Annotated in this window: 1 protein-coding gene and 1 pseudogene; one reads left to right on the top strand and one right to left on the bottom strand. The window is 68.3% G+C overall.

The features are described 5' to 3' along the window. Window positions 1-229 (bottom strand): annotated as a pseudogene (locus G6026_RS16965) (hypothetical protein); the annotation flags it as partial. Window positions 230-619: 390 nt separating this feature from the next. Between G6026_RS16965 and rpsB the strand changes: the two are divergent. Next, the coding region (gene rpsB, locus G6026_RS11940) for a 30S ribosomal protein S2 (RefSeq protein ID WP_182613308.1) at window positions 620-1,356 on the top strand (737 nt) is incomplete at its 3' end.

The following is a 1,356-nucleotide window of genomic DNA, read 5'->3' on the forward strand; positions in this document are numbered from 1 at the left end:
GGTGCCCCGACAGCCATCGCTGAGCGGGAGGGTCGAAGGGCCTGACCGCCGACACCGGCCCGGGAAGCGGCCCCCTCAGATCCCGGCGCGGTGGTTCCGGGACCGCCGCGGCCCGGGGGGCCACGACCAGCAGCCCGACCACTGCCACCACTGCCGCTGCGGACACGACAGTGGACGCCCGGGCCGGGCGTGCAGGTGTCGTCGCGGTGGCCGGACTCGTGGATCCCATGGTGTGAGTACACCCGTCGGGCTCGGGTGAGGCCCGCCCGTCGGCCGTGCTGTGGAAGGTGCGGAGGACGCTCCACAGAAGGGGCGACCGGTGACGGTGTGTTGGAGTGCGGGCGCAGGCGGGTTATGATTTTCGACGCGGTCGACTGACGTCGATTGACTTCGCGTGTCCTGCGCTCTCCACGGAGGGGGCATCCGGACCCGGGGCGAGCAGCCCCGGCCATACCGGACAGCGGACCTGTAGGTGCCCCTGCTCGTCAGGGGTTCGGTCCGGTGCGGACACCAGGGCCCGAGACCACCCGGTCTCACGGGCGTAACCCGATACACAGAAAGCGAGGACGAGGGCCTCGCGGTCCGGCTGCTTCCAAGCCGGACGAGCCCTCAACCCATCATGGCAGTCATCTCCATGAAGCAGCTGCTCGACGCAGGTGCCCACTTCGGCCACCAGACCCGTCGCTGGAACCCGAAGATGCGGCGGTTCATCTTCACCGACCGCAACGGCATCTACATCATCGACCTGCAGCAGACCCTGACGTACATCGACCAGGCGTACGAGTTCGTCAAGGAGACCGTCGCCCACGGTGGCACCGTCCTGTTCGTCGGCACCAAGAAGCAGGCCCAGGAGGCCATCGCCGAGGAGGCCGCCAAGGTCGGTATGCCGTACGTCAACCAGCGGTGGCTGGGCGGCATGCTCACCAACTTCCAGACCGTGCACCAGCGCCTCATCCGCCTCAAGGAGCTCGAGGCGATGGAGCAGTCGGGCGGGTTCGAGGGCCGCACCAAGAAGGAGATTCTCATGCTCACGCGTGAGATGACCAAGCTGGCGCGCACCCTCGGCGGTATGCGCGACATGACCAAGGTGCCGTCCGTCGTGTGGATCGTCGACACCAACAAGGAGCACATCGCGGTCGGCGAGGCACGCAAGCTCAACATCCCGGTCGTCGCCCTGCTCGACACGAACTGTGATCCCGACCTGGTGGACTACCCGATCCCGGCCAACGACGACGCGATCCGTTCGGTCAGCGTCCTGACCCGGGTCATCGCCTCCGCCGTCGCCGAGGGTCTCAAGGCCCGCTCCCAGGCCGGCAAGGCCACCGGCGAGGAGGCCGAGCCGCTCGCCGAGTGGGA

Origin of the sequence: Dietzia sp. DQ11-38-2, assembly GCF_014145055.1 — a bacterium.
Taxonomy (GTDB): domain Bacteria; phylum Actinomycetota; class Actinomycetes; order Mycobacteriales; family Mycobacteriaceae; genus Dietzia.